Here is a 26185-nt window from a genome sequence, read left to right on the forward strand (position 1 = left end):
CTTCTTGCGCCCAGCAAAAAGGGCACCCGTTTAAGGTGCCCTTTGCGAGATGGCGGGATTGCCGGCGCTCTGTTACACAACACACGTAGCAGGCATACCCCGTCCCGGACGCATGATGGCTATCAACCGAACAGCTTGGTTGCCAGCCAGAACAGACCGGCAGAGAGCAGAATCGCTGCAGGAAGCGTCAGCACCCAGGCGATCAGGATGTTTTTGATGGTGCCACGGTGGATACCCACACCATGTCCAACCATCCCCCCAGCCACTGCCGACGACAGAATATGCGTGGTGGAAACGGGTACGCCCATGCCAGTGGACACGCCGATACCGCAGGCCGCCACAATCTGTGCAACCATACCTTGACCGTAAGTCATACCACCACGGCCGATTTTTTCGCCGACGGTTAATACCACGCGCTTCCAGCCAACCATGGTACCGATACCCAGCGCGAGTGCAACTGCGACAATCGCCCACACTGGTGCATATTCGATGGTTGCGGTGAGATCTTTGCGCAGTACTTCCAGATCAGCCTTGTCACGTGCTGGCAGGGCGATCTTTTTGCTCACTTTTTTAGCTACATCGTCCAGACACAGCAAATCGTGACGCACACGAGTACGCATCTCAGCAGACAGCTGGTGATAGTCGTTCACGCCTTCCAGTGCAGCGTGCACACTGTTCAGGGTGACTTCTGTTTGCTCCGGCTCGCACTTCAGTGTGGAAACACGACCGTTGCCATCCAGCTTACCCAGTGCCAGATAGTTGCCCACCAGCGCATGATTGCGCTGATAAAACTGCTGCAGATGAACAACTGCATCACGTGTATGTTCAATCTGGTACGGCGTGCTATCAAGATTTGTGACGAAATTGCCGGGAGCCAGACCAATCAGCACCAGCATCAGCAGGCCAATGCCTTTCTGACCGTCATTGGAGCCATGGAAAAAGCTCACCAGCATGGAAGACAGCACCAGCGTCAGGCGAGTCCAGAATGGCGGGTGCTTTTTGCCGTCCACTGCGCGTCGCTCTTCGGGCGTCTTGTTGATCTTTGACAGCGGCCAGAAGCGACGGATCATCACCAATCCCAGGAAAGCCGCCAGAAAGCCCGCCATTGGCGAGATCACCAGTGACAAGCCAATATCGTAAGCCTTCCCCCAGTTAACGCCCGAGGCCACCGGAATACCATTCATGAGCGCATTGGCCAGACCAACACCCAACATGGAACCGATCAGTGTGTGCGAACTGGACGCCGGAATACCGAAAAACCAGGTGCCGAGATTCCAGATAATTGCAGCTGCCAGCAGTGAAAACACCATCACTAGTCCGTGACTGGCATTCACATTCAGCAACATTTCAACAGGCAGTAAGTGGACGATGGCATATGCCACACCTACACCACCGGTCATCACACCCAGGAAATTACAGAAACCAGACAATGCCACAGCCTTGTTGGGTGTCATTGCATTGGTATAGATAACGGTCGCAACCGCATTAGCGGTGTCGTGGAATCCGTTAATAAATTCAAAAGCCAGCACGAACGCAAGCGCGACGAATAAGCTTGTCGCAGCCATGACATCGAGACCGGTCAACATGTCAAACATGGTGTTCTACATTCTTTCTACGCGAAAGGCGTAATTATCCCAGTTTTTACCGTTTGTTTACAGCACCATTTTTGGAGCGTTAGTTGCTGCATCGCAAACAGGCCGCACTATGCTTAAGAGAGCCATTTCAGGATGTCTATCCATGGTTAAATCCGTGCTGCACGAGCTAAACGAACTTGAACGCATTCTGGAGCAGGGCAAACATCTCTTCAGAAGCAGCATAGAATGCATCGTGCCCTGCCACCAGCATCGTTTCCCCATTTACGTTGCCACGCTGGGCAGCCAAGATCCGGCTGCGCCTGCTGTCGGATTTTTTGGCGGGATTCACGGACTTGAAGGAATTGGCACCCGTATTCTGCTGGCCTTCATGCACAACCTGACGATCCGGCTACGCTGGGATACATCCCTTGCCGCGCAGCTGGAACATGTGCGCCTTGTATTCATGCCACTGATCAATCCGGGTGGCATGCATGCACGAACCCGCGCCAATCCCAACGGGGTAGATTTGATGCGCAACGCTCCGGTTGAAGCATCAGAAACCGTCCCTTTGCTGGTAGGTGGTCAGCGCATTAGCCACCACCTCCCCTGGTTTCGCGGCCTGGCAGGAGCCGACATGGAAATTGAAAGTCAGGCGCTTGCCCGCGTTGTGCGACGTGAGTTGCTCGTCCGGCCATTTAGCCTTGCACTCGACTGTCACTCGGGATTTGGCCTGCGCGACCGCATCTGGTTTCCGTGGGCACACAGCCGACGTCCGCACCCGCGCATTGCCGAACTGCATGCACTCAAATCCTTATTTGAGGACTCTTACCCGCATCATCCCTATATTTTCGAGCCGCAATGCCAGCAATACCTGACGCATGGCGATTTATGGGACTACCTGAGTCTCGAAGCACAAGCGCAGCCCCATACAACATTGCTTCCCCTGACACTGGAGCTTGGCTCCTGGCTATGGGTCAAAAAGAATCCTAAGCAATTGCTGACCCTGTCCGGGATGTTCAATCCACTGGTGCCACATCGGGAGCAACGAGTGTTGCGCGGCCATCTGCTTTGGTTCGATTTTCTGGTTCGCGCCACTTCCGCCTGGACACTATGGCAACCCGATGCAACGCTGCGTCGGGCGCTAGAGCAAGCGGCAACCCAGCAATGGTTTCCTCATCTTGCAACATTGGCAGAACAGGATATCAGCCGATGAACACACCGGGATCCACAAGATGGCCACCCTAGTTTTGCTAAGAGGGCTTGTGCGTGAACAGGGGCACTGGGGAACATTTCCCGCGCAGCTGCAAGCAGCGTTCCCTGCATGCCATGTTGTCACGCCCGATATTGCAGGTAATGGCAGCCGCCACCTCGAACGTAGTCCATCAACCATCCACAATATGATGCTGGATGTTAGAGCCAATCTGCTCAATGCCGGCATGGCTGCACCATTTCATCTGATCGCGCTATCCATGGGCGGGATGATTGCAATGGAGTGGGTGCATTGCTTCCCTGACGAGATTGGCAAAAGCGTATTAATCAACAGCAGCGCCCGAACACTGAATCCCTTCTGGGATCGACTGCGCCCCGGAAACTATCCAGGCTTGCTGTGCATCTGTCTGGGTTTGATGGATGTTGCGGCCCGTGAGCAGTGGATTTTTAGACGCACCTGCAAACAGGCATCCAGCGCACTCATCGACAGATGGTGCAATATTGCTCGGCAACATCCTGTTAGCCAGCTCAATGCAGTCCGGCAATTATTCGCTGCTGCTCGATTTAAGCCACAGGCCCCTGCTGTTCCGAGCGTACTTCACTGCATAACCAGTGCCGGTGATCAGCTCGTTCATCCCCGCTGTACGTTTCGTATGAGCTCTGCCTGGCACTTACCCGTCCATTTACACCCAACAGCAGGCCATGACCTTCCGGCTGATGATCCGGCATGGCTAATCCAGACACTGCAATCTATCTTGCCTGCCTCCTGTATCAACCCTCCTTGCAGTTGATTCCGCGTTCTATGCAGTTTGTCGCAATTCGGGAGACCCTCTTCCTTTGCCGCAATAAGCTTCAATCATCAAAACGCAACAAGGAGCGACATCATGGATAGCATCGAAAACAAAGTTGAAAGTGCAGAGACCCCGGTCGCCACTGTCACTGCGACTGACAAGCCCGAAACCCGTATTTCAGTTGCCCCCAAGCGCCGCTGGTTGAAAATAACCGGCTGGATATTGGTAGTCTTAACCTTGTTGCTGGCACTGGCCACTGGTATCTGCGTCCATGAGGGATTGGTCGTCATTGATGGCGAACCCGCCATTGGTCTGGCAGGATTTGGCATCGGCATGGCCGCGCTCGCAGGTGGTATTTTGATTGTCGTGCTCGCTGTCGCATTTGCGATCATCTGTGCTGTCGGAGCGGGTGTGTTTGCAGCGCTGATCGTGGCGGGCGCACTTCTGGCAGCGGTGTTCTCTGTACTCGCAGTGCTGTCACCCATCCTTGTACCGATTGCAATCGCCGGGTACGTTATCTACCGGATCGTGCGTAAACCATCGGTTTCGGCATCCTGATCCATCCCTGCACGCATCTGCACTACTCAATGAAAAGGCCCGAAGAATCGGGCCTTTTGTGCTATCTGGCGGCTGGTCAGTAACAATCAGCTTTCGACCTTATCAATCTGCGGAGCGGCTTCCTTTGCAGATTTCTTTGCGGACACCGTACCGGAGGCAACAGGCGCACTACCGGGTGTACCCGCGTGAATAAGCTGTCCGGAAACAACGGCACCGGGGTGCATTTCCAGTGTTGAATAATGCACGTCGCCCTTTACCTTGCACTTCGACTGCAACTCAAGGAAATGCGAGGCATGAATCGGCCCCTCCACCGTGCCATTGAGCATCATATGGCCAACACGAATCGCACCGGTGATTCTAGCCTTTTCGCTCACGACCAGCGTTGTGGCCTTACCTTCTTCGCCAATCACATCACCACAGACTTCGCCATCAATGCGCAAGCCGCCTGCAAAGGTAATTGACCCGTTGATGCGCGTCTCAAGACCAATCAGGCTATCGATCCGCGTAGTTGCTTTCTGCTTCTTGTTCCCGAACACGATTACCCCTTTACTTCAAAGAGTCGCGACAATTTTGCCCGGCCGTCTCCAGCCCCGAATACTCGTACTTCTACCTGTTTCAAGCGGGCACCCTCGGGCACCTCAACCATGGATTCAACGCGATGGAAACGAACCACCGAAATAGGTAAACGCGGAACTGGCTTGGTCAGCTTAGCCAACTGGCCCTTCAATTCATAGGTCAGCACAAAGTCTACCTCACCCTTGAAGACATCGGACTTGGCCTGACCCTGCACCATCACCATACCCAGCAAATATCGCCCATTGCCTTGTGCCTCTGCCTTGAATGTTTCCACGGTCAGACCCACGCTACCACTGCCGCGCGTCAGCAGGGACTCATAGAACGCCACCTGATCACGCAAGCCACGGTTTTCGTTATGTAGCTGCTGAATTTCCTTTGCTAGCGACTGGTGCGTGGTGACCTCCACGCGCATTTCCTGAGACATGGTCTGAATCTTTTGCGTCATATCCGCAATCAGATCGGTCTGCTTCTGTGCGAAACGCTGCGCCTCTTTGGGGAGCAGGATTTTCTCTGCGTTACGGCCAGCATCATAACCAGCCTCAAAGCTGAGCCACCCGCCGATTGCAAGCACGCCCCCCCCTAGTAGCAGAAACAGAAGCTTAAGCTGCCAGGGCAAGCGCCGACGGACTGCGATGTCGGCATCGGCCATGATTTTCCAACGCCTGCGCGCATTTCGCAGCATGCAGTCACTCCATCAGGGTAGCAGCGGCACGATATCCAGACCCTGCGCTTCAGGCAGACCGAACATCAGATTCATGTTTTGCACCGCCTGACCAGCAGCACCCTTGACCAGATTATCGATCACCGACAGGACAACGACCGTATCCCCACCCTGCGGGCGATGGACTGCTATGCGGCATACATTGGCGCCGCGAACAGAGCGGGTTTCGGGATGTGCGCCGGCAGGCAGGACATCGACGAAGTGTTCGTTTTGGTAGCGCTGCTCAAACAGCGCCTGCAGATCGACATCCTTGTTCAGGCGGCCATAGAGAGTCGCATGGATACCACGAATCAAAGGCGTCAGATGCGGTACGAATGTCAGACCGATCTGCTCACCCGCCACACGCGCCAGACCCTGACGGATCTCGGGCAAGTGGCGGTGACCTGAGACGCCGTATGCCTTGAAGTTATCGCCCGCTTCCGGAAACAGCGTATGCACTTCAGCCTTGCGGCCAGCGCCGGATACGCCGGACTTACAATCTGCGATCAGGGTGGCACGATCGATGACGCCTGCTTCAATCAAGGGTAAGAAGCCCAATTGAACAGCCGTTGGATAGCAGCCAGGATTGGCAATCAGACGCGCATTGCGGATCTGCTCGCGATTGACTTCGGGCAAGCCGTAGACAGCTTCAGCAATCAATCGGGGGGATGCATGTGTGAGTCCGTACCATTTTTCCCATTCGGCTACATCCTTGATGCGGAAATCGGCCGCCAGATCAATGACGCGCACGCCAGCTGCAAGCAGGTTTTCTGCTTCATTCATGGCGATGCCGTTGGGCGTGGCAAAGAAGACCACATCGCACGTATCGAGCGCAGCTTCCTGTGGCTCGCTGAACTTGAGGTTAACCAGACCACGGAGGCTCGGGAACATGTCCGAAACGGGCATGCCTGCCTCTTTGCGAGATGTAATGGCATGCAACTCGACGCCGGGATGGCGCGCCAACAGACGCATCAACTCAACACCGGTATAACCCGTTCCGCCAACAATACCCACCTTGATCATGCCATTCACTCCAGAACCTTGTGCAACAAAGCCGCGATCATACAGGAATGTGACCGCCTGTCGCATACGCTGATACGCCAGCATGCTCGAATAATTGCAGTCTAGATGGGAGTTGTGCCCGAATCACAACGAAACCGCACGCACCACTAGAACCTGTGGCTTGGTTGACGCAAAAACGAAAAAGCCACACGCATATACGTGTGGCTTTTCGTCCGGCTCGCGCCGGCAATTCGAACGAATGCTGCGCGATCTGGAAACGCTTCCGCTCGGAATCCCGGCGATTAACGCTTCGAGAATTGCTTGCGACGACGGGCGCCGTGCAGGCCGACCTTCTTACGCTCAACTTCACGAGCATCGCGGGTCACGAAGCCGGCGTGCGACAGTGCAGGCTTCAGTGCAGCGTCGAAGTCGATCAGAGCACGGGTGATACCGTGACGGATCGCACCGGCCTGACCAGTTTCGCCACCACCACAGACATTCACCAGAATGTCGAAGGTTTCAGCATTTTCGGTCAGCACCAGCGGCTGACGAACAACCATGCGACCAGTTTCGCGGGAGAAGAATTCGTCAACGGGCTTGCCGTTTACAACAATCTTACCGCTACCTTTTTGCAGGAAAACGCGGGCGACGGCGCTTTTGCGACGACCGGTTCCGTAGTAATACTTGCCTACCATGCTGTCTGTCCTTGGATTCAGTTATGGATTAGAACTCGAGGACTTTCGGCTGCTGCGCGGCATGTGGATGCTCTGCGCTAGCGTAGACCTTGAGCTTCTTGATCATGGCGTAGCCGAGCGGGCCCTTGGGCAACATGCCCTTGACAGCCTTTTCGATCACGCGTTCTGGGAAGCGTTCTTGCATTTCAGTGAAAGAACGCTCATAGATACCGCCCGGGTAACCCGAGTGACGGAAATATTTCTTTTGATTGGCCTTATCACCAGTCACGCGCAGCTTACCTGCGTTTACAACAACGATGAAGTCACCGGTGTCAACGTGAGGGGTGTAGATGGCCTTATGCTTACCGCGCAGACGGTGGGCGATTTCGGCAGCGAGGCGACCCAACACCATATCGGTGGCGTCGACCACGAACCAGTCGCGCGTAACCTCATGCGGCTTGGCGGAGAAGGTTTTCATGACAGCTCTTCCAGATTCGTTCGATTTACGGAAAGTCGCGCATTGTATTTGAAAAAACAAGGCCCTGTCAAACGCATCTCGCAATCATGACAGACCCAAGGGTCTGCGCAACCCCGGCTAATAGTGTTAACCCGTGTATGTACAACGGGTTGCGGCCTTACTCAGGCCAGCCCTCCACTCTACCCTCAAGTGCAAAAAAAAGCGACCCGAATCTCGGGTCGCGCGAATTCCACCAAAGAAGGAGGATGGAGGAGACAACATCAAAGCACACACATTCGTGCACAGCCTCAATGCAGTCCTTATGGTAGACTCAACCCCCTCCCCGCGCAAGCACTTTTTTGATGCATTGCGACATTTAATAACTAACCAGAGATACATTAAGGGCTGAAAACCGCATTTTCCCGTTAAAAATCACACTTTTTAGAATATAGAATTCGATAGGGTTTGATTATTTTGCATAAAAAGTGGCGCGACGCGGAAATTCAGCTTCATCTCTCCCCGGAAAGAAGACGCGATGAAGGCAAACGTAAAATGGATTGAGAACATCAGCTTCCTGGCAGTCAGTGGCTCGGGTCACGCCGTGCTGATGGATGGGGCGCCAGAATATGGTGGTAACAATCACGGTCCTCGCCCGATGGAAATGCTCCTCATGGGGACTGCGGGTTGTACATCCGTTGACGTGGTCAACATTCTGAAGAAGTCGCGGGTAGAAGTTCAGTCTTGCGAGGTGGAAATTACTGCAGAACGTGCGGAAACCGAACCCAAGGTATTCACCAAGATCAATCTGCACTTCAAGGTTAAAGGCAAAAACCTGAAATCCGAGCAAGTTGAACGTGCTGTTACGCTGTCAGCTGAAAAGTACTGCTCTGCTTCGATTATGCTCGGCAAAACCGCCGAGATTACGCATAGCATCGAGATCGAAGCACTTTAATCCGCGCACGCTCAATCAAAAACGGCACCGCAATGGGTGCCGTTTTTTTATTCCACGTCCGATCAAACGCGATACGCAAGTGTCGTCATCACCTTGGACATCAGCTTCATGGCGCCTTTTACTGGCGCGGGCAATGGTGCCGCACCGAAGTCCTTGGCCATGTGGGCATGGTGCATTTCATCTGTATACATTTGATCAACAATTGCACGACTACGTTGATCTTGCTCGGGCAGGCTTTCCAGATGACTCTGAAGATGTGCGCCAACCTGATACTCGGTTTCTTCCAGAAAGCCCAGATTCCACTTGTCGCCGATCACGCCCGCAGTCACACCCATTGCCAACGATCCGGCATACCACAAGGGATTCAGCACGCTCTTGTGACTCCCAAGCTCTTCGAGACGACGTTCAGTCCAGGCCAGGTGTTCAGTTTCTTCGACGGCTGCCTGCTTCAATGCTTCTCGTGCTTGCGGATTGCGGGCGGTCAGGCTTTGACCTTGATAGAGCGCCTGAGCACATACTTCGCCACAATGATTTACGCGCATCAAACCTGCAGCGTGCTTTTTTTCGGCTTCGCTCAGCTGACGCTCGGATACTGCTTCATCCGGATGCGGACGGATACTGACCGCCGGCGCCAAAATCGTGCGCAGCGCTTTGTCGAATTCAATAATGAGCTTGTCCATTTAATGTCCCGTCATTCGTCAGCCAGTACAACAGAAGTCAGGCATTTTACCTGCTGTGCTATGATCGGAACACCCGCAAATCTGCTTCATATCAAGTGGCTGCATCTTATTTTAAATGCAATGCTGCATTTTTCAGTGATCAGGAGTCTGTCGATGAAGGGTATCCTTCGTTTCTGCGTAGGCGCATGGGCCGCCATATTGATGGTAAACACAGGCATCGCAGCCGACACATCCCCCACTGCTCATTCCGGTGTTCGACTGGAAACGACACTGGGTGCGATCGACCTTGAACTTTATCCAGATCGCGCCCCTATCAGCGTCGCCAACTTTCTCAAATATGTCGATACCGGTTTTTACGACAACACGGTGTTTCATCGTTCTGTAGCCGGTTTTGTGGTTCAGGGAGGTGGCTACGGACTGGAGCTGCGTGAAAAACCCCTATTTCCGCCCATTTTGAATGAGTCTAACAATGGACTTAAAAATGAACGCGGCACGCTGGCCATGGCCCGGCAAACTGCCCCGAACAGCGCAACCTCACAATTTTATGTAAATTTGGTTGATAATGACGCTTTGAATTACCGCTCGGATGACGACAGCGGCCGTGGTTACGCCGTATTTGGTCGCGTAACCGCAGGGATGGATGTAGTTGACCGCATCGCCGCCGTTCGCGTCATCAGCGTAGGCGTGTTTACGCACTTGCCGGCTCAGCCCGTGATGCTCACACGCGCCCGACGAATGACTGAAGCCGATCATCCGGCCCCATCTTTAAAGGAATAAGCATGGCAACACGTGTCAATCTGCACACCAACTTTGGCGTGATCGCACTGGAACTGGACGAAGTCAAGGCACCGAAAACCGTTGCTAACTTTGTCGAATACGTCAACGCAGGTCATTATGCTGGCACGATCTTCCACCGCGTGATCAGTGATTTCATGATCCAGGGCGGCGGATTCACCGTTGAAGGCGAGCAAAAGGAAACGCGCGAGCCAATCGAGAATGAGGCCGCCAACGGTCTGAGCAATGATGCTTACACCATTGCCATGGCACGCACCCCGAATCCGCATTCGGCTTCTTGCCAGTTCTTTATCAATACAGTCAAAAATGACTTCCTGAATTACACCGCGCCGAATGCTCAGGGCTTTGGCTACTGTGTATTTGGCAAGGTCGTGGAAGGCCAGGATGTGGTCGACGCCATTCGCAAGGTACCTACCGCACGTCGCGGCGGTCATGGCGATTGGCCAACTGAACACGTCATCATTGAACGTGCCGAAGTTGCCGCAGCCTAGGTTGCTCGAGCTTCAAGACAAAGACGGCGTGCGCATGCGCGCCGTTTTTCGTTTCGCTGCAGATTCCGTCCCCACTGTGTATCCGATTACATGCCTATGAACAAGCCCACTCTGCTGATATCCGATCTCCACCTACGCGAAGATGATCCGGACACACTCAAGCTGTTTTTGTCGTTTCTGCGTGAAGAAGCGACTCAGGCAGAGGCACTCTATCTCCTGGGAGATATCTTTGAATACTGGGCAGGGGACGATGATGAGTCAGCGCTTAATATAACTGTTTGCGCGGCGCTAGCCACGCTAGCGAAATCCGGTACGCAGCTATTTCTGCTGCACGGCAATCGAGATTTTCTGCTGGGCGAAGCATTTGCCGCCCGCGCTCAGGTGACGATTCTGCCCGACCCTTCGATAGTCAATCTTGCCGGCCATACCTGCCTGCTATCCCATGGCGACATGCTGTGTACGGACGATGCCGCCTACCAACAATTCCGATCAACGGTCAGGCAACCACACTGGCAAACCGCCTTTCTGAATAGACCGCTCGCAGATCGTCTTGCAGAAGTTGCCCGAATTCGCGCCGCCAGCAAAGCGGCAAATGCGACCAAGGCAAGCGACATCATGGATGTGAATGCAGATGCCGTTGCGAAACTGTTCGCTGATCAGCCTTGCACCATTCTGATACATGGCCATACGCATCGACCGGCACGCCATATGCTTGAGGTTACGGGTGTACAGCGTGAACGCTGGGTTTTACCAGACTGGGATGATGGTGCCGGGGGCTACGGCCGAATTGATACACATGCGATCAGCATGCACCCCCTTGGTGAGCGGAATATAAAAAGTTCACCTGAATGGTGCATAAACGCGACGATTCAAGGTTAGTTTCAGGATTCGCGACAAACGGTCAAATCCTTGCGCTATCTTGCACTGCAGCATGATTGCATCGTTTGCAATCCGGATAAGGCGTTCCATAGTGAAGTCAAGCAGTTGACTTCGTTGCCCTTTTCAATAGACTTGCGCCTCTTTCGTACCACTTCCTTCCGTCTGCTTACGCATCAGGAATCAACATGCAACATCCAATTTTTTCTTCATGCACCATGCAGCTCCCATTCGACTGGATGAGCAGCGGAACCGATCTGGCAATGCGAAACACCGAACGCCTGTTTGGTGTCCATATTGAAGGCATGCGCGAATGGATGTCGACCCTGGAGTCGGAGAATGCACCGCCTGCACGTCAGATAGAGAAGCATCTCGATCAGGCATTGCATTTGGGCTGTGAGTACTGGGTAACGCAGGTATCTGCAGTCACAGATAGCATGCATCTGTTTGAACGGGCGCTAGCAGAAACGCAGCGCGAATGGCTGCACAGCTTTGACCAGCATGAAGTGGCAGCTCCGGCACTTCATCCAGTGCGATCGGCAATCTGCTTCAGCGGATGTGCTTATGATTCCATGTCCAAGGCCACACGCCAAGTTGCTAACTTTGCCAGTAGCCGCTTTTCTGCTGCTGCGATATCGGCCTTCCAGCAAGCATGCGACCGCCTCGCCGAGACGGTCTGATTTGCATCTTGCCTAGAACTTACCTAGGCCGATGTCACCACAGGGCGAGCGGGATCTGCACACCACTCGCTCCATGAGCCGGGATACAGCCGCGCACCACTGAGTCCGGCCACTTCCAGAGCCAGTAGATTATGGCAGGCCGTTACGCCCGAGCCACACTGCTGAATGCTGTTGGTGACGTCATAATCGGACAGAACCCCCAACCACTCTTCCCGCAAAACTTCAGGGGATTTGAAACGCCCATCCGTGCCGAGATTGTCCTGAAAAAACCGATTACGGGCATGCGGGATGTGACCACCCACCGGATCAAGCGTCTCGCCCATGCCTGCGAAACGGCTTGGCGCACGCGCATCGACCACAAGCGCATCACGCGAATCAAGATTGGCAAGTACATCTGCTGCACTGACCGTCCAGCTCTCGCGTATCCGTGGCATCAGGTGCTCGGGTGAAGTCGTAGGAATGTGATCGGTGCTCGCTCCACCTGCGGCAAGCCAAGCCTGCCATCCACCGTCCAGAACCTGCACAGCATCGTGCCCCAGCCAGCGCAACAGCCACCATAGCCGTGCTGCGTACATTCCGCCAGATGCATCATATGCAATCACGCGGGAGGCGCTCCCTATGCCAGCCTTACCAAGGCGCTCAGCAAGCGCATCGGCTGAGGGCAAGGGATGACGACCATTCATGCCGGTCTTGGTGCCAGACAGATCGCTGTCGAGATGGAGATGAATCGCACCGGGTATATGAGCCTGACGGTATGCCTCCGCACCGGCATCGGGTTGCGCCAGATCATGGCGGCAGTCCACAATGCAGAGACGATCGCCCGAGTGCAGGCACGCTTGCAGCGCTTCAGCGGTAATCAGCGGGGAGAAAACAGGTGCAGAGGAGGTCATGCGCAGGCCTATGGAGACTCAATGAGACGAGCCATCTTAATAGACCTGCGGTACGCCTGACAATCGATGCTTACTCGCTGGCCTGACCATTGCCAGCCACACCAGCAGGTGTAGTCAGATCAATCTCTTCTTGGGCGTTATGCTTGCGCTGCGGACGCTTTTCCGGTGCTTTAAGCTCGGCACGTGAGCGCGCCACACCCGGCTTGAAAAGCGGCTGCAATGGATCTTCGCCAACGCCGGCGCGGCTTGGCTGTACATCAGGCGCAGGCACACTCCCTTGCTCTGACTTCGGCTGCTCGAAGGTATTGGTGCTTACATCCGGCGTACTCTGCAGCGGGATGGGCTCTGCCAGACCTTCCTGGGCAATCTCGCGATTTTTATGCTGCATCCAGAAAAACATGGCAGCCAGCATGGCGACGCCGATCAGCATGCCCAAGAGGAAAATACGCAAGTATGATCGCGGCTCTTCGGGTTCCTCAAATAACCAGGAGGTATCATCATCGCCCCGTGTGAGCGGGTCGGACACCTCAATCTTTTGATCGCGAAAAGACGCCATTACCTCGTCGATTTTGTCGGGCAAGGCAACGCGCATCTTTTCCCATTCGGCCCGGGTCATCGTATTGGGCGCACGAAAGCGATCTGCTGGATCCACCAAGGTCAAATACCACTCTATTCGATGGCTATCTTCGGATAGCCACGTGTTACATACAAAAGCACCATGCTTATCGTCATGAGCGGCTTAGCTCAGTACGTTTAAACAATAGACAGGAACTTCACTTATCCCCAACTCGTGTCAGCAGTACAACCGCCTGAGCTTCGATGGACTCACCTGTCCCCACCGATCCCAGTTTCTCGTATGTTTTGGCCTTCACATTGACATCATTCAGATCAAGACCTGTGTCTGCCGCAATATTGCAGCGCATCGCGTCAATATGAGGCGCCATTTTAGGCGCCTGCGCCAGAATTGTACTGTCGATATTAACGGGCTCATACCCGGCCTCTCGAACGCGCCGCACAGCCTCGCGGAGTAAAACCCGGCTATCTGCGCCTGCAAATTGTTCGGAGGTATCCGGAAAATGACGTCCGATATCGCCCAGAGCAGCAGCGCCCAGCAGTGCATCCGTGATGGCATGCAGGAGTGCATCCGCATCCGAATGGCCAAGTAGCCCCTTCGAATGGGGGATGGTTACGCCCCCCAGAATCAGCGGACGGCCTTCTACCAGGCGATGTACATCCCACCCCTGACCTACTCTCAGACACACTTTCTGCATATTCACTCACAGGACGTGCGGGTAAGCAAATTCGCTCACTCACACAGTCGATTTCAGTACATTAGCATATTAACACAATCAACAAACGACAATATTTTGTATTAAGCATGCGCCGATGACAAATGACGTTTGTTCAGAATATCCGCCGCACGTTGCAAATCCTCGGGAAACGTCACCTTGATATTGTTTTCCGTGCCCATCACCAGCCTCGGGGCATAACCGGCTTGCTCCATGGCCGACGATTCATCTGTAATACTGGCATCCGCCAGCGAGCTTAATGCGTCCAGCAATGGCAATAGCCTGAACATTTGCGGCGTTTGTGCGCGCCAGAGATGGGCTCGCGGAACGGTCTCACCGACCCGGCCATCTGCATCGGCACGCTTGACCGTATCCGCAACAGGCACTGCAAGCAAGCCTCCGACTGCATCAGCCGATAATAGGTCAATCAACGCATCTACCGATTGAGGCTCGATGCAAGGGCGCGCCGCATCATGCACTAACACCCACGCATCCTTCAACAGTTCCTGACGCAAAATTTGCAGTCCGTTCCGCACGGTTTCGGCACGGCTTGCACCGCCACAGCGTAATACACGCAGCTTGGGCGATGAAGGCCACGCGAATGACTCGAACCATTCATCTTCCGGCGACAGCACCACTACTACCTGATCAACATGCTGTGCAGCACACAATGCGCGGATGGTATGCGCCATTAATGGCTCGCCATTCAAATCTAGATACTGCTTAGGACAGGATGCTCCCACCCGCGATCCGGATCCCGCTGCAGGCAAGAGTGCGATTCGCTTCATGCGGTCTGCGCCAGATTAGGTTGATCCAGGGCATGCCACAAACACTGTCCTTTGACTGACTTATCAAGTACCTCGACATAGGCCTGGTGAGCCTGAAGTTCTTCGTCCGATGGACGAATGACTTTCAATGCTGCTTCCTGCCGTACTGCGACAGCAACGGTCGCAATGGCGGTTTCCGAACTGGCGGACGCTTCTTCACCAAGCAGGCTATCCTGTCCACGCGTCATGCAGAGATAGACTTCGGCGAGCAGTTCACAGTCGATTAATGCGCCGTGCAATGTACGGGCAGATCGATCTACTTCAAACCGGTCACAGAGCGCATCAAGACTATTCCGCTTGCCAGGAAACATATCCTTGGCTACGGCGAGCGTATCAACTATGCCAGCGACATAATCAGTAATCTTGCCTTTGCCCAGCCTTGCAAGCTCTGCATTCAGATAGCCCACGTCAAATGGTGCATTGTGAATAATCAGCTCGGCATCTTTGACAAAATCAAGAAATCGGTCAGCGATATCCGCAAATTTGGGCTTATCGGCGAGGAAAGCCGTGGTTAAGCCGTGAACGCCCAGCGCACCCGGTTCACTATCGCGCTCGGGGTTAATGTAACAATGCAGATGACAATCGGCAGAAGATAGCTTGCGGCCAATCATTTCGACTGCTGCAATTTCCAGGATGCGATTGCCGTCCTCAACCCGCAAGCCGGTTGTTTCGGTATCCAGTATGATTTGACGCATGGATGTCCTACGTAGTGTTATGCAGCCACGGTTTCCACCGGCTGCGGCAATCGTCTGAAGTGGACGATAGCCAGTAATAGTGCGACAGATTGCAGAGCCGCGCCAATGAAGAAGGGCTCGCCCATACGCCAGTCATGTGCGGGCATTTCGGCGACATGCGACATAATGGGGCCATTCAATGCGGTTGCTGCAATCAACATCAGGCTTTGCAGCGAACTGAGTGAGCCCATGGTCATCCCCTGCTCCTTGGGCCCGACAGCACGCGAAATGATTGCCTGCATGGCAGGACCAGCGGCACTCGCGAGAAAGTTGGCGGCAATGATGACATACATCACCCAGCCCGCTGTTGCGAGGCCAAATCCCAGGAATGCCAGCGTAGATGAAGCCAGCCCCATCAGGGCAAGCTTCGACTCACCAAAGGCTTTCAGTAATTTCCCCTGCAGTCCGCCCTGCACCACCGCACCGACGACACCAACAATAAATAGGGAATAGCCGATGTCCTTGGGAGTCCAGTGAAAACGGAAGCCCATCGCCAACGCCCAGCTGGTATGGAGCATAAATTGCGCCAGCAATGACAGACAAAGCACCGCAATCAGCCCACCGACCCCCTTGAGCTGCCATAAGTGGATAAATGCGCCTGCCGGATTGGCCTTTTTAAAGGAAAAGGGTGTGCGCTTATCCTGATCGAGCGATTCGGGCAGTACAAAATAGCCATACAGTGCATTGATCAGTGACATCGCTGCTGCTGCAAAAAATGGCAGACGTAAACTGTGCTCGCTTAATACGCCCCCCAGCAACGGCCCGATCACAAATCCGATCCCGAAGGCAGCGCCCAGCATACCGAATGCCTTACCTCGTCCCTCCGCAGGCGTAATGTCCGCCACATAGGCATTTGCTACCGAAAAACTGGCTGACGTAGCCCCGCCCCAGATGCGCGATACCAGCAACATCCAGGGACTCTGCGCCAGTGCGGTGGCCAGAAAGTTCAGCCCCAGACCCGTAATCGACAGCAACAGCACGGGACGACGTCCGAATCGGTCACTTAATGCGCCCAAAATGGGCATGCAGAAAAACTGCATCACGCCAAAGGTCAGCGCCAAGGCGGTATACCACCAGGTCTGATTGGCACCGCCCCCCGTCATTTCACCCACGAGTGCAGGCAAAACCGGAATCATGATTCCGATCCCCAGCACATCAAGCAGCACGGTAATCACAATGAAGCCAAGACTGGCTTTACGGGGTGTTGTCACACGCCTTCTCCCTTAAGAGGTCATGCCACGTTTGAATGAAATGGAATGTCCATGCAGATTGCTGACACGGTTCCGGCTCGTTACCTGCCAGCCAAAGTGGCCACACCCTGATTGGCGAGTGCATCGGCGCGTTCGTTTCCGGCGTGTCCTGCGTGTCCCTTTACCCAGCGCCACTTGATAGTATGGCGAGATACCGCACTATCCAGACGCTGCCACAATTCGGCATTTTTAACGGGCTTCTTGTCTGCCGTTTTCCATCCATTCCGTTTCCAGCCATGAATCCAGCTTTCAATGCCATTCTTCACATACTGGGAATCCAGCCATACCTCGATTTCACAAGAACGCTTCAGTGCTTCCAGACCTGCAATCACCGCCATCAGTTCCATGCGATTATTGGTGGTATCCGGCTCGCCGCCAAATAGCTCTTTTTCCTGCCCCTTATAAACCAGCAATGCACCCCAGCCGCCGGGGCCCGGGTTGCCTTTGCACGCTCCATCGGTATACATAGTTACAATGGCGTCACTCATGGAATCATCCTGATCTGGCGTCTAGCCATTGAAAGTGTTTTAGGTGGCTGATTTGCGCAGCAATGTTCGCAAACCTGCCAGCATGCCCGCCGTCGCGCCCCAGATGGTTCGGTGCCCCTGCCAGGTAATTGCGGGAGTCGGCCAGTTCCGCCCAAGCGCCTCTGCATACCGGATATGCCAGTTTTCTTCGTTCAGTACAAAGCCAAGCGGAACATCGAAGATATGTGCCACTTCGTCATCCGCTGCCCTGAGCGAGTATCCCGGCCTGACACAGGCAATGACAGGCGTCACACGATATCCGCTGACGGTGTAGTAATCCGGCATCGTTGCAATGGCATGTACAAATGCGGGATCGAGTCCGATTTCCTCGTGTGCCTCACGAATCGCTGCGGCTTCCGCGTGCTCACCGGGCTCAAGCCGACCACCCGGGAAACTAATCTGTCCGCCATGGTGATTTAAATGCTCGGCACGCTGGGTAAACATCAACCGGACATCCGAACCGTCAACCACACAGGCGATTAAAACGGCTGCAGGCACAGCGGGTTTATCCAGCAACAGGCGCGCATCCGTGTAGGCGACGTCCTCGCCTGTTACCGCTAGGCGAATCCAGTCTGCAAATGCATCCGGGGTAACAGGAAAGACAGGTAGTGACATAGGCATATTCTAACATTGCACGTTCATGCGTGTGCGTTCACAAAGCCGTGCGGTATCTGCTTGAGGGAAGATCATCTTGGGCAAGAAACCTGCCTCACCCGATCAAACAAAAATGGCCACCCGCATGGGTGGCCACACCGGAAGTCATCGGACTAAATTTCAGCAGCGCGCATCGCAATATGCGCCAGGGCTTCTTCAACCTGATCCACCAGTACCAGACAGAGGTCACCCTTGGTCAAGCGGGAGAAGGCCGTGTCGATCGCAATGAACTCGCCATTGATTTCTTCAACATGCTTCACGCGGCTCGCGCCGTTCAGACCATCGCGCAGCAAGCCAATGACTTCGCCGTCCGCACGACCGCGCTGACAGGCATCCTGATACAGAATGACCTCATCAAAAGCACCGCCCAGAATCTCGGTCAGCTGACGCAGATCTTCATCGCGACGGTCACCCGCACCCGAAATCACCACTGAGCGCTTCTTGGCAGGCAGTGCCTCGACCGCCTGCACCAGCGCGTGCATGGCATCGGCGTTGTGGCCATAGTCTGCCACCACGGTTGCGCCCTTCACATTGAAGACATTGAATCGTCCTGGCGCATTGTCGGCCGAATTGGTGAAACCCTTGACGCCTGCAGCGATGGTTTCCCAGCTCAAGCCAAGTCCCCACGCAGCCGCAACCGCAGCCATGACATTCTCCACCTGGAAGCCGATCGCGCCGCCATGCGTCAGCGGAATGTCGGACAGGGAGAGGCGATGACGCGTTTTGCCTTCTGCAGCCACGATATCGTCGCCATCGACAAACACGGCGCGATGCCCCTTGGCACGATGTGCGGTCAGAATCGGGTGATGGGAATCCTGCGCAAAGAAGGTTACGCGGCCAGTAGCGCTCTCGGCCATCGCGGCAGTCAGCGGGTCGGCCGCATTGAGCACCACGGTGCCATTCGGGCTGACGTTCTGCACGATGATGCTTTTCACTACGGCCAAGTCTTCTACCGTATTGATAAAGTTCATCCCCAGATGATCGCCCACGCCGATATTGGTGACCACTGCGACATCGCAACGATCGAAACCCAGACCTTCGCGCAGCATGCCACCGCGTGCGGTTTCAAACACAGCCGCATCGACGTCCGGGTGTGCCAGCACATTGCGCGCACTGCGCGGACCGCTGCAATCACCTGTATCGGTACGACGACCGTTGATGTACACGCCATCGGTATTGGTCATGCCGATGCGATAGCCGCTTTGAGCCAGCATGAAGGCAATCAGACGCACGGTTGTGGTCTTGCCGTTGGTGCCGGTAACAGCAACCACCGGAATCCGGCCATCCTGATCCTGAGCAAAAACTTCTTCGATAATCGCCTTACCCACATTTCGGCCTTTGCCGAATGAGGGATTCAGGTGCATACGCAGCCCCGGAGCGGCATTCACTTCTACCACGCCGCCACCTAGCTCTTCGAGCGGACGCAGAACGGAATCGCTCACCACATCGACGCCGCACACATGCAGTCCGATCATCTTGGCAGCTTCAACCGCACGTGCCGCAACTTCCGGATGCACATCATCGGTCACATCTGTGGCAGACCCGCCAGTGGAAAGATTGGCGTTGTTGCGCAGCACCACGCGGCGACCCTTTTCAGGAATCGACTCGGCATTCAGGCCTTCACTGGCAAGACGCGCAAGCGCAATGTCGTCAAACCGAATTTTGGTGAGCGAAGTCGCGTGGCCATCGCCACGGCGCGGATCGCTGTTGACCTGCTCGACCAGCTGGCGCACGGTATGCACACCATCACCAATCACATTGGGCGGATCACGCCGGGCAGCCGCCACCAGCTTGTTGCCTACCACGAGCAGGCGGAAGTCATGGCCGGCAAGGTATTTTTCGACCATGATATCGTCGCGGAACTCGCGAGCGGCACGGAAGGCCAGCTCCAGCTGCTCACGCGAGGTGATATTCACCGTCACGCCCTTGCCCTGATTGCCATCCTGCGGCTTCACCACAACGGGCAGACCGATTTCTTCGGCCACGCGCCATGCATCTTCTACATCCTTAACAGGACGACCGATGGGTACCGGCACGCCAGCGGCATGCAGCAGGCGCTTGGTGAGCTGCTTATCCTGACCGATGCTCTCGGAAATAGCCGATGTGCTATCTACTTCTGCGGCCTGAATCCGGCGCTGCTTGCTACCCCAACCCAGTTGAACCAGGCTGCCTTCGGTCAGGCGACGGAACGGAATGCCGCGGGCAATGGCCGCGTCGACAATCGAGCCTGTACTTGGTCCCAGGCGAATATCTTCATCCAGATCTTTGAGCTGCTTGAGCGCAGCATCCAGATCAAAAGCCGTATTGTCGAGTGCTGCGCGAATCAGTTGTTCAGCCAGTTCAAGCGCCAGCTTGCCGACTGCTTCTTCGCTATATTCGAACACCACCTGCCAGATGCCGGGCTCGCCGGTCCAGGTTGTGCGGCTGAAGGTGACCTTGCAACCAGCCTGCTCCTGCAAACCAAGCGCCGCAAATTCCAGCGCGTGCGCAAGCGAAGGCTTCTCGTCACGCGACGTCGGCACCAGCGCGCCGATTTGCGGGAACCGCTCACGCAGGCGTTGCTCAAATCCCGGCAGCTGTTCGATTGAACACTCATCGCCCGTGCATTGCACGACGGCTTCGATGGATGTGTGGCGGCTCCACAGATTGGGGCCACGCAATGCACGAGTTCTGCTTACTTCCATTCAGCTTGCTTCCTATGCGACGTGTCGCCATGACACGACGGAATCCATAAAGGCCGGATCACATCCGGCCCCGCGCCAATACTTTAGCTTATAGCCACTTTCTTCAATGCGGTCAGCGAGGTGCTCTGATCCAGCATGAACGACTCGATGCCCTCACCAATCAGGCTGGCCTCGATATTCAACGCCCAGGCTGTGGCAATCGCCGGGAGCAGTGCCTCAACCGGCAGCGCCGCGCCGGCAACCGTCGGCAAAGCAGCCAGTTCCAGCACTTCCTGAGCAGATCCGCCTTGCGCCAGCACCACTCGACCCGCACGGATCAGCACGGCACGACCGCCATCGGTCAGATGACTGGCCAGTGAATTTACAGAGTCATTCATACCGTACAGAATCACTTCGCCGTCACTCAGCTCGGCCAGGGCAGCGACATCTTCATCGCCCGCATTAAGTACGGCTACCCCATCGGACAGGACAACATCCACCTGCGTCCGCATGACGTTGTACAGTTGCTCGCTGTTGCGGATATCGAATTCGGCGAGATCAGGCAAGCCGCCAAAATCTGTCACCACGCCAATCTGGCAGCGGTCGTAGGCCAGTCCTTCGGCAAGAATCTGGCGTGCGCCGTTTTCAAAGATCGCGGCTTCTACCATGCGATTGATCAACACGCGCTGACCTGCTTCGAAATGCGCGCGGTTACCGCGCTCTACACAGCGATGATCCAGGAAGAATCCATCCGAACACGCGACGCCGACATGGGTGCCGGACAGATGGAGAATCCACGCGACCAGTCGCGAAATCAGGCTGCCATGCTGGCTACCTGCAATACCAATGACTGGAATGCGGCCGCTGGCGTCCCCTTGGAACAGATGATCGACAATGGCACGACCGACAGGCTGTGACTCGCCCGATGCGGGCATCAGGTGCATCAGCAAGCCAGGACCGGCATTTACTTCCACAATCGCTGCAGCTTGCTTGTGCATCGGCTTGGAGACATCTTCGATGACCATATCGACACCGGCGATATCCAGACCCACCACGCGCGCAGCCAGTGCGGCGGTTGCCGCAACCTCGGGGTGCACGTGCGCAGTCACATCGAATGCTACGTTACCGTTGCGCTGCAACAGCACCTTGCGACCCGCTTCCGGCACGCTATCCGGCGTCAAACCCTGACGCGACAGATCAATCTGGATGGCCGTATCTGAATCCAGATCAACCAGTCCCAGCGGATGCAGTTCAGTAGTTCCCCGACGCGGATCACTATTGATGTCGCGCTCGACCAGCTGACGAATGCTCAGTACGCCATCCCCCGTCAGCCAGGCAGTTTCACCACGTGCGGCTGCAACAACCTTGCCCCCCACGACCAGCAGGCGGTGCTCATTGCCGGGAATAAACTTCTCGACCATGACTTCACTGCCATGCTGCTCGGCATAGACAAATGCTTCTTCGATGGATTCACGCGTGGACAACTCAATCGAAATACCACGGCCATGGTTACCATCGGTTGGCTTGACCACGACCGGCAAGCCCAGACTCTGCGCAGCTTCCCACGCTTCCTCGGCACTTTCAACAATCTCGCCTTCCGGCACTGGTACACCGCATGAGGCCAGCAGGCGTTTGGTCAGATCCTTGTCGCTGGCGATGCCTTCGGCAATGGCGCTGGTACGATCGGTTTCAGCGGTCCAGATGCGGCGCTGGCGACAGCCCTGCCCCAGCTGCACCAGATTGCCTTCATTCAGGCGAATCGACGGAATACGGCGCTGTGTCGCACCATCCACGATGCAGGCGGTGCTTGGCCCGAGGTAGTGGCGATCCACCATGTCCTTGAGCTCGGCAACCGTCGACTCGACATCGAACGGGCGATCCTCGACGGCGGCCAGTACCAGTTCGCGCGCGGCGCGGAAGGCTGCTTCGGCCACCTGCTCGTCGCGGGCACGCACCGCAACCTTGTAGACGCCGCGCTCAGATGTGCTGCGCGCCTTACCGAAACCAACCTTGAGCCCGGCCAGATTTTGCAGTTCGATGCAGACATGCTCCAGGATGTGTCCCATCCAGGTGCCTTCATCCAGCCGCATGAAGAATCCGCCATACTCGCCTACGCCACAGCGGTGCTCCACCATGCCGGGCAGCCATGCTTTCAGACGATCGCTGAAGCCGGGCAGCAAATTGGATGGCGCGTCTTCAAACGTACCAATGTCCACTAACGCCTCGATAACGGGGCGATAAGTCCAGATGTTCGGGCCGCGCAAATGTGTGATGCGGCGAATCGTGATATCTCTTTTGTCCATGATCCACTAAAAAAAATAAGCGCAGACAACACGCCTGACAGCGGCAAAACCCGAGTCAGCGGACGCATGCGGTATAATCGCCGGATTCGCCCGACGATGGACGCATTACAAAGTTCCCCTACATTGTAAACGTCCTTTGGCCTGGTGCGCTTGTTTGCTTTCGTTTTCGCCAGAAATTTCGTCCAAGCCTCTCGCGAGAACCGGATTCAACATCCGCTATTTTGCACACTTAACCTGACAACAAGCTGACAATGACGATTGAAACTGCTGCCTCTCGCGTACCGTTGCCCGATATCTGGCAAGCCCGAGTCCTGCCCCGATTGGAACGCCATGAAACCGTCGTTGCATGGTTGACTCTTGATGTAGACGCTGCGCTGCAATACTGCCAGCGCCTCTTGATCCTGACCAACAATCGCTTGATCCATCTGGATGACCAAGAAAATACTCAGGAATGGCGTCTGACACGTGATCAAAGCCTGAGTCATGCCGATCACGCAGGAGTCGGCACGATCGAACTTGTTACGTCAGAAGCACGAATCGCCTTCTGGCGCCACACGCTCGCGCAAAATGTTGCGGCACTGCGACTGATCAAGTGCTTTGACCGGATCATTGGTGAATTGCGTACCGGCATTGCAGCTGAACCCGAGGACGAACGGGTATGCAGCGCGTGCCACAATGATATCCCGGACGATGCAGACGAATGCCCGATCTGCACCTCGGAAATCACCGTCCCGCCTTCTACATGGACCCTGCTGCGTCTGTGGCGCTTTACCAAGCCGTATGGCTGGATGCTGTATAGCGGCTTCGCGCTCATGCTGATGTCGACGGCGCTGACACTGGTCACGCCTTACCTGAGCAAGCCGCTGATGGACGATGTGCTGATTCCGTTCCAGAACGGCCAGCATATTGAGTCCTCCAAGGTCATCTGGCTGCTGGCCGGCATGCTGGGCGCAGCATTTGGTGCCTGGGTATTCGGCTGGGCCAAAACCTATGTCCTGTCACTGCTGAGCGAACGCGTGGCTGCCGACATGCGCACCACCACCTTCGAACATCTGATGCAGCAGTCGCTCGAATACTTTGGCAGCAAGCGTACCGGCGACCTGATTGCACGGATCGGCTCGGATTCCGACCGGATCGCCGTGTTCCTGTCCCTGCATTTGCTCGACTTTGTCACCGATGTGCTGATGCTGATCATGACGGCCATTCTGCTGTTCTCGACCAATGCCAGCCTTGCCTTGGTGACCTTGCTGCCTTTGCCGTTCATTGCCTGGCTGATCCATCTGGTACGCGACCGCCTGCGCACGGGCTTTGAAAAGATTGACCGTGCCTGGGGTGAAGTGACCAACGTGCTGGCCGACACCATTCCCGGCATTCGCGTAGTAAAAGCCTTTGCGCAGGAAGCCCGCGAAGCACGTCGTTTCCGCGATGCCAATCGTCACAATCTGTCGATTAACGACCAGCTCAACAAAACCTGGTCGCTGTTTTCGCCAACAGTGTCACTGCTGACCGATTCCGGCTTGCTGGTCGTGTGGGGGTTCGGTATCTGGCTGATTGCACACGGCAATATCACCGTGGGTACGCTCACCTTGTTCATTGGCTACATCAGCAAGTTTTACGGTCGACTCGATTCGATGAGCCGCATCGTGTCCGTCACGCAAAAGGCTGCATCCGGCGCCAAGCGCATCTTCGACATTCTCGATCATGTCTCGAACGTACCAGAGCCTGCCAATCCAGTTCATCTGCCAGCTGTCACGGGCGCCATGAGCATCAAGGATATCGGCTTCCGCTACGGCAATCGCACCGTGATCCGCAATCTCAGCCTGGACATCAAGCCCGGCGAAATGATTGGTCTGGTGGGTCATTCCGGCTCAGGCAAGAGCACCATGGTGAATCTGATCTGCCGCTTTTACGATGTGAGCGAAGGGTCGATCCGCATCGACGGCGTCGATATCCGTCAGCTGGCTCTGCAGGACTACCGTCGCAATATTGGTCTGGTACTGCAGGAACCCTTCCTGTTCTTTGGCACCATTGCCGAAAACATCGCCTATGGCCGCCCGGATGCTACCCGCGAGGAAATCATCGCCGCCGCCCGTGCCGCACATGCTCATGAATTTATCCTGCGTCTGCCGCAAGGCTATGACTCACTGGTAGGCGAACGCGGTCAGGGCCTGTCTGGGGGCGAGCGCCAGCGTATTTCCATTGCCCGCGCCCTGCTGATTGATCCACGCATTCTGATTCTCGACGAAGCCACCTCATCGGTAGATACCGAAACCGAGAAGGAAATCCAGAAGGCGCTGGATAATCTGGTCAAGGGTCGCACCACAATTGCCATCGCCCATCGTCTATCAACCCTGCGTCAGGCCGATCGACTCGTGGTCATGGATCGCGGCCGCATCGTCGAAGTCGGCCCGCACGACGAACTCATAGCCAAGCAAGGTGCGTACTACCGCCTCTATGAGGCACAGGCGCGCAACGTCGATACCGAGCAGGAAATCCCTGCACTGTCTGCCAATGGCCCGCACGGTAAGGAATAAGGAAGTACTATGTCTGGCATCACGTTTACTTTGTCGCGCAACGCATTTGGCAAACTGTGTTTTACCGGTGAGGACGGTCAAATCACCGAAGGCGTACACCCTGTTCGCGCATTTCCGATCGCGGCACCCGATGAGGGTGTCTCCATCGTCGCGCCGGATGGCCATGAGCTAGCCTGGATTGACCGACTGACCGATGCGCCGGCATCCGTTCAAACACTCGTCCGCGAAGAGCTTGCGCAGCGCGAGTTCATGCCCGAGCTGGAACATCTGTATGAGGTATCCACTTTTGCCACGCCAAGTATCTGGCGTATCCGCACCAATCGTGGCGACACCACTCTGGTACTCAATGGCGAAGAGGACATCCATCGCGTACGCGGAGGCACATTGATTATCGTGGATCACCACGGTATTCAATTCCTGATCCGTGATCTTTTCTCGCTTGATCAGCACAGCAAACGTCTACTCGACCGCTTCCTGTAAGCGCCCGCCGCATCCCTGA

27 protein-coding genes are annotated in these 26185 nt (G+C 55.5%); 10 read left to right on the forward strand and 17 right to left on the reverse strand.

Features of this window, described 5'->3' with window-relative positions; all coding sequences use genetic code 11:
- Positions 1-122 precede the first annotated feature (122 nt).
- Positions 123-1595 carry an inorganic phosphate transporter gene (locus KSF73_12945; GenBank protein MBV1776617.1) on the reverse strand — a complete coding sequence of 491 codons (1473 nt, stop codon included), beginning with the start codon at positions 1593-1595 and terminating at the stop codon, positions 123-125.
- A gap of 142 nt (positions 1596-1737) precedes the next feature.
- Here KSF73_12945 and KSF73_12950 point away from each other — a divergent pair, with 142 nt between their 5' ends.
- The 3 genes from KSF73_12950 (at position 1738) to KSF73_12960 (ending at position 4132) form a co-directional block, all read left to right on the forward strand.
- Entirely contained in the window at positions 1738-2787 is a 1050-nt protein-coding gene (locus tag KSF73_12950) for a DUF2817 domain-containing protein (GenBank protein ID MBV1776618.1), read from the forward strand.
- 19 nt (positions 2788-2806) lie between these two features.
- Positions 2807-3574, forward strand: coding sequence for an alpha/beta hydrolase (locus KSF73_12955; GenBank protein MBV1776619.1), 768 nt, complete (start codon positions 2807-2809; stop codon positions 3572-3574).
- A 93-nt stretch (positions 3575-3667) separates the two neighbouring features.
- Positions 3668-4132, forward strand: a complete 465-nt coding sequence (locus KSF73_12960; protein ID MBV1776620.1) for a hypothetical protein — start codon at positions 3668-3670, stop codon at positions 4130-4132.
- Between the two features lie 86 nt (positions 4133-4218).
- Here KSF73_12960 and KSF73_12965 read toward each other — a convergent pair whose 3' ends face one another.
- From KSF73_12965 to rplM, 5 genes are all read right to left on the reverse strand, one after another.
- Positions 4219-4671, reverse strand: a complete 453-nt coding sequence (locus KSF73_12965) for a polymer-forming cytoskeletal protein (GenBank protein ID MBV1776621.1) — start codon at positions 4669-4671, stop codon at positions 4219-4221.
- Positions 4671-5390, reverse strand: coding sequence for a hypothetical protein (locus tag KSF73_12970; GenBank protein ID MBV1776622.1), 720 nt, complete (start codon positions 5388-5390; stop codon positions 4671-4673). Before KSF73_12970 ends, KSF73_12965 begins: the two co-directional genes overlap by 1 nt.
- A 12-nt stretch (positions 5391-5402) precedes the next feature.
- Complete coding sequence (argC, locus tag KSF73_12975) at positions 5403-6431, reverse strand: N-acetyl-gamma-glutamyl-phosphate reductase (protein ID MBV1776623.1); 1029 nt, start codon at positions 6429-6431, stop codon at positions 5403-5405.
- A 281-nt stretch (positions 6432-6712) separates the two neighbouring features.
- Positions 6713-7105, reverse strand: coding sequence for a 30S ribosomal protein S9 (rpsI, locus tag KSF73_12980; protein ID MBV1776624.1), 393 nt, complete (start codon positions 7103-7105; stop codon positions 6713-6715).
- Positions 7106-7133: 28 nt separating this feature from the next.
- Entirely contained in the window at positions 7134-7562 is a 429-nt protein-coding gene (gene rplM, locus KSF73_12985) for a 50S ribosomal protein L13 (GenBank protein MBV1776625.1), read from the reverse strand.
- A gap of 514 nt (positions 7563-8076) precedes the next feature.
- On the opposite strand from rplM, the gene KSF73_12990 reads away from it, so the two are divergent.
- Positions 8077-8493 carry an OsmC family protein gene (locus tag KSF73_12990; GenBank protein MBV1776626.1) on the forward strand — a complete coding sequence of 139 codons (417 nt, stop codon included), beginning with the start codon at positions 8077-8079 and terminating at the stop codon, positions 8491-8493.
- 62 nt (positions 8494-8555) lie between these two features.
- On the opposite strand, the gene coq7 is transcribed toward KSF73_12990, so the two are convergent.
- A complete protein-coding gene (coq7, locus tag KSF73_12995; protein MBV1776627.1) occupies positions 8556-9173 on the reverse strand; it encodes a 2-polyprenyl-3-methyl-6-methoxy-1,4-benzoquinone monooxygenase in 618 nt (205 codons plus the stop codon).
- Positions 9174-9374: 201 nt separating this feature from the next.
- Here coq7 and KSF73_13000 point away from each other — a divergent pair, with 201 nt between their 5' ends.
- From KSF73_13000 to KSF73_13015, 4 genes are all read left to right on the forward strand, one after another.
- On the forward strand, positions 9375-9950 hold the full coding sequence (locus KSF73_13000) for a peptidyl-prolyl cis-trans isomerase (GenBank protein ID MBV1776628.1): 576 nt from the start codon (positions 9375-9377) through the stop codon (positions 9948-9950).
- Between the two features lie 2 nt (positions 9951-9952).
- Positions 9953-10459, forward strand: a complete 507-nt coding sequence (locus KSF73_13005) for a peptidyl-prolyl cis-trans isomerase (GenBank protein MBV1776629.1) — start codon at positions 9953-9955, stop codon at positions 10457-10459.
- A 90-nt stretch (positions 10460-10549) separates the two neighbouring features.
- Positions 10550-11338 carry a UDP-2,3-diacylglucosamine diphosphatase gene (locus tag KSF73_13010; protein MBV1776630.1) on the forward strand — a complete coding sequence of 263 codons (789 nt, stop codon included), beginning with the start codon at positions 10550-10552 and terminating at the stop codon, positions 11336-11338.
- 215 nt (positions 11339-11553) lie between these two features.
- Positions 11554-12015, forward strand: coding sequence for a hypothetical protein (locus tag KSF73_13015; GenBank protein MBV1776631.1), 462 nt, complete (start codon positions 11554-11556; stop codon positions 12013-12015).
- A 23-nt stretch (positions 12016-12038) separates the two neighbouring features.
- Here KSF73_13015 and KSF73_13020 read toward each other — a convergent pair whose 3' ends face one another.
- The 10 genes from KSF73_13020 to cphA (KSF73_13065) all read right to left on the reverse strand — a co-directional run bounded on the left by KSF73_13020 (position 12039) and on the right by cphA (KSF73_13065) (position 23152).
- Positions 12039-12905, reverse strand: a complete 867-nt coding sequence (locus KSF73_13020) for a sulfurtransferase (GenBank protein MBV1776632.1) — start codon at positions 12903-12905, stop codon at positions 12039-12041.
- Positions 12906-12975: 70 nt separating this feature from the next.
- Entirely contained in the window at positions 12976-13566 is a 591-nt protein-coding gene (locus KSF73_13025) for a hypothetical protein (protein MBV1776633.1), read from the reverse strand.
- Positions 13567-13678: 112 nt separating this feature from the next.
- The gene (gene ispF / locus KSF73_13030; protein ID MBV1776634.1) at positions 13679-14176 is read right to left on the reverse strand and encodes a 2-C-methyl-D-erythritol 2,4-cyclodiphosphate synthase; all 498 of its coding nucleotides are present in this window, start codon (positions 14174-14176) and stop codon (positions 13679-13681) included.
- Between the two features lie 101 nt (positions 14177-14277).
- Positions 14278-14982, reverse strand: coding sequence for a 2-C-methyl-D-erythritol 4-phosphate cytidylyltransferase (gene ispD / locus KSF73_13035; protein ID MBV1776635.1), 705 nt, complete (start codon positions 14980-14982; stop codon positions 14278-14280).
- Positions 14979-15716 carry a DNA polymerase III subunit epsilon gene (dnaQ, locus tag KSF73_13040; GenBank protein MBV1776636.1) on the reverse strand — a complete coding sequence of 246 codons (738 nt, stop codon included), beginning with the start codon at positions 15714-15716 and terminating at the stop codon, positions 14979-14981. The genes ispD and dnaQ overlap by 4 nt, the downstream gene beginning before the upstream one ends.
- A gap of 17 nt (positions 15717-15733) precedes the next feature.
- Positions 15734-16891 (reverse strand): MFS transporter, encoded by a 1158-nt coding sequence (locus KSF73_13045; protein MBV1776637.1) that lies wholly within the window; start codon positions 16889-16891, stop codon positions 15734-15736.
- Between the two features lie 155 nt (positions 16892-17046).
- The gene (rnhA, locus tag KSF73_13050) at positions 17047-17493 is read right to left on the reverse strand and encodes a ribonuclease HI (GenBank protein MBV1776638.1); all 447 of its coding nucleotides are present in this window, start codon (positions 17491-17493) and stop codon (positions 17047-17049) included.
- A 39-nt stretch (positions 17494-17532) separates the two neighbouring features.
- Positions 17533-18147, reverse strand: coding sequence for a CoA pyrophosphatase (locus tag KSF73_13055; protein MBV1776639.1), 615 nt, complete (start codon positions 18145-18147; stop codon positions 17533-17535).
- Positions 18148-18299: 152 nt separating this feature from the next.
- Positions 18300-20870, reverse strand: coding sequence for a cyanophycin synthetase (gene cphA / locus KSF73_13060; protein MBV1776640.1), 2571 nt, complete (start codon positions 20868-20870; stop codon positions 18300-18302).
- A gap of 83 nt (positions 20871-20953) precedes the next feature.
- Entirely contained in the window at positions 20954-23152 is a 2199-nt protein-coding gene (cphA, locus tag KSF73_13065; GenBank protein MBV1776641.1) for a cyanophycin synthetase, read from the reverse strand.
- A gap of 251 nt (positions 23153-23403) precedes the next feature.
- Here cphA (KSF73_13065) and KSF73_13070 point away from each other — a divergent pair, with 251 nt between their 5' ends.
- The gene (locus KSF73_13070; protein MBV1776642.1) at positions 23404-25686 is read left to right on the forward strand and encodes an ABC transporter ATP-binding protein/permease; all 2283 of its coding nucleotides are present in this window, start codon (positions 23404-23406) and stop codon (positions 25684-25686) included.
- Between the two features lie 9 nt (positions 25687-25695).
- Positions 25696-26166, forward strand: a complete 471-nt coding sequence (locus KSF73_13075; protein ID MBV1776643.1) for a DUF1854 domain-containing protein — start codon at positions 25696-25698, stop codon at positions 26164-26166.
- Positions 26167-26185: the final 19 nt, after the last annotated feature.

The sequence above is a fragment of the Burkholderiaceae bacterium DAT-1 genome (assembly GCA_019084025.1).
Lineage (GTDB): Bacteria > Pseudomonadota > Gammaproteobacteria > Burkholderiales > Chitinimonadaceae > DAT-1.